Annotated in this window: 4 protein-coding genes; all 4 read right to left on the reverse strand. The window is 47.8% G+C overall.

The window, feature by feature from the left end:
- Positions 1-39 precede the first annotated feature (39 nt).
- Positions 40-771, reverse strand: a complete 732-nt coding sequence (locus tag G4V62_RS18940) for a GntR family transcriptional regulator (RefSeq protein WP_165205185.1) — start codon at positions 769-771, stop codon at positions 40-42.
- A gap of 15 nt (positions 772-786) precedes the next feature.
- Complete coding sequence (locus tag G4V62_RS18945) at positions 787-1,800, reverse strand: sugar kinase (RefSeq protein ID WP_165205189.1); 1,014 nt, start codon at positions 1,798-1,800, stop codon at positions 787-789.
- Positions 1,790-2,542, reverse strand: a complete 753-nt coding sequence (gene dagF / locus G4V62_RS18950) for a 2-dehydro-3-deoxy-phosphogluconate aldolase (protein WP_165205187.1) — start codon at positions 2,540-2,542, stop codon at positions 1,790-1,792. Before dagF ends, G4V62_RS18945 begins: the two co-directional genes overlap by 11 nt.
- On the reverse strand, positions 2,543-3,149 hold a 607-nt coding region (locus tag G4V62_RS18955; RefSeq protein WP_246218543.1), incomplete at its 5' end, for a PLP-dependent aminotransferase family protein. It lies immediately after the preceding gene.

The following is a 3,149-nucleotide window of genomic DNA, read 5'->3' on the forward strand; positions in this document are numbered from 1 at the left end:
AAAAAGAATGTCGCTGTGTCATTTACAGATATGTTTAGCTTAAGCACCTGATTCCTCATACGAAACAACATATGGCTTTAGTTGTGTATTATAGTAGCCGATACTGTATTCAACAAGCTCACCTTGCTCATCTGAGGCAAATCTCGTTCTCTTCATAAGCATGGCATCTTTTTGTTCAAGCTTCATCGCTTGCAGAACTTCTTCAGGGGCAATGTCGACAGAAAATTCGTCTCTGAACTCATCGAGCCGCAAACCATACTCATTTAAAAAACGATAGAGCGATGTCATGTTCTGCTGCAGTTCAACAAGTGCTTCGCCTTGTAAGTGCAGGCTGACATCATGCGTGTAATGAATATATGGCTGACCGTCCAAGAGGTAGAGTCGTTGGCATCTTAAACAATCGGACCTTCCCGCCTGTGCTAGCGGGTGTGTCACTGGCAGCCTGACTTGATCAACGCGTAGCATCTTTTTTTCCAGGCGGTGCCCCTCGTCAACAAGCCATTGCGTAAAACGCTTTCCTTTTGACAGCCGTGAGCCTGACGTATTCGAGATCACCGTCGTTCCTCGACCACTTGCTTTTTCGACATACCCTTCCTGCACGAGCTCTTTCACTGCATTCCGCACAGTAATTTTACTGACCCCAAACTCTTTTTCAAGCTGAGGCTCAGATGGAATATTTTTTCCCAAGGGGTACACACCGTGTAAAATGCGATCTTTTAATGCTTCTTTAATTTGCAAATATAAAGGACCCTTTCGTCGCTTCTGTCCCATTTCTTGCACCTCCTCTTACCGTTGAAGATCGTTTTCATATTGATTTATCGCACTGACAATATCATCTTCCGTAGACAGCGGTGTATCTCCTTGAATGGTACACGCGAGCATACAGGCGGTTACGGCAAACTGCACTTCTTCTTGCGGGCTTTGGCGTGAAAGCTCACCATGCAAAATGCCGCTCGTATAAGCATCTCCTGAACCGATACGATCTAGCACAGCAAACGGCGGCGTTTTTGCGTAAGAAAAAGAACTTTCCTTATAGAGAAAGCCTTGCAGCGAATGTGTGTTATCCACATGCACCGTACGATGCGTCCCAGCGATGACAGGAATATCGTAGCACTCTGCCACCTGTGGAATTAATTCCTCTAGCTGTTGCCTCCGGTCGTGAGCCGCCGTTTCGTATTGCAGCGTTAACAGTGCATCTTTTTCGTTCATCATGACGATGTCGGCCAGATGAAACATCTCCTCATAATAGCGCTTAGCCTCCCCGTCCTCTTCACTCCATAGTGAAGGACGAAAATTACAGTCGAAGCAAATCAGACCACCTTTTTGCTTCACTTTATGAGTGAGACGCATCAATTGCTGTCGGATGGACTCACCCATCGCCAGAGTGATCCCACACAAGTGAAGAACATCCGCACACTCTGCAAGTTCGTTCAAATAAGCTTCGCTAAATATTGCGGTATTAAAGCTACTATTTTTCCGCTCGGTATACGTCACTCGGCTCGGCCGCCTCCCATATCCCTTTTCCAAGAAGTACATTCCGAGTTCACTCCCACCCATTTTAATAAATTGATGCTGAATCCCTAGCTTCTGCATAAAGGCGAAAGCGGCTTGTCCGAGAGGTTGTCGAGGCAAGCGTGTCGCAAGATAGCCTTGATGACCGAAGTTGACCATTGCCGCAGCGACATTGACTCCCGTGCCAGAGAAGGAATAGTGTAAGCTTTGTCCTTGGCTTAACAAGCGGTTATCCGCCACTTCCATACGCATCATCACTTCACCAAAGGCAATGATGTTAGCCATTATGATCAACGACTTGTTTCGTTATTTTAAACAACGATGCCACATCTTCTCGTCGCGTGTTACGAGTTTGTTTTTCCATTATTGATGAATAAACGTGGGGAATGATTTTCGGCACCCTAGCTTCAAGCGCGATGTTAAGAATTCTTTCGACGTTTTGAAGGTCGATGCCACCCGTTGGCTCTAGCGCAAAATCGGCGTCAGCACACGCCTTCGCAACCGCTAAATATTCCGCTTCACATGCAAGCCCGCCCATTGGAAAGAACTTTAAGGCGTTGCCTCCCATCTCTTTGACGAGCGCAATCGCAGCCTCAACGGGAATGATCGCTTGTTCTTTTACAGCTGTACTCATTGGCCCTGTAGAAACATTTACGTAACCTGGCTGTCCTGTCGGGGAGACGAGCGCATTGATCCAGCTGTCTTGATTGTTCACGTTCGCCCGGGTCGCCCCGACAAATGAAAACACTTGATTCACGTGGCTTCCTGGATATGTTCGCACGATGTCTGCCACGACCGCTGCTTGCCGGTAGTCGCCAGCACCTAGTCCGATCGATACGCCACCTTCAACGGCGTCATCATATGCCTTCATTGCTTCAATAGCGGTACCAACAGTCGGGTAATCCTTGGAAAGCACACCGATGACAGCATAGCCTTCAGCCGCAGTCATCACCTCTTTTGCATTCCCTACAGAACTTGCCAAAACATTGAGACATACTCGGCCGCGGTAAAACCGTTTTTCCATCTCCATCTATTTCCCTCCCAATATCGCCCAAATGCGCTCACGAATGACCTCAATATCATCGTTTTTCAATGGACGTGGATCAATGTCAAAGTAGCCTTGATGCACTCCGTAATCACGTGTGTAAATGGCGATCTCTCCTGCTCGCAGCGCTTCATTTAGTGCAAATGCATTCAGCGACGCGACCGAGTCATCGATGAAAATGCGTCCTCGAAAAATCCGACGACCGGCTTCGTCTTGAACGATCTCTACTTGCACACCCGGCAGTTCATTTAGCGGGACTAGCGCTCTGAGCGTGTTTCGCTCCTCATCACTCCGGTCTGCCTTTTGTTTATACTCTTCTAGCGCCTGTAATAAACCAAAGGCCGTTTCTTTTCCGACCTTCATACTGCGGCCAATTCCGTGGAGCTGTACTTGCAGCCAATCGATGTAAGACTGTTTTCCCGCAACGATACCGGACGTCGGACCTTCAAGTGCTTTCGAGCCGCTATAAATGACCAAGTCCGACAGCTGAACATATTTTTGCAAATCCTCTTCTGCCGCTGCGTCAATGATCAGTGGAACTTGGCTTTTTTGGGCGACTTCCCATGCTTCCTCCGGCGAAATCATATTTTTT

It is taken from the genome of Litoribacterium kuwaitense, assembly GCF_011058155.1.
GTDB classification, from domain to species: domain Bacteria; phylum Bacillota; class Bacilli; order Bacillales; family DSM-28697; genus Litoribacterium; species Litoribacterium kuwaitense.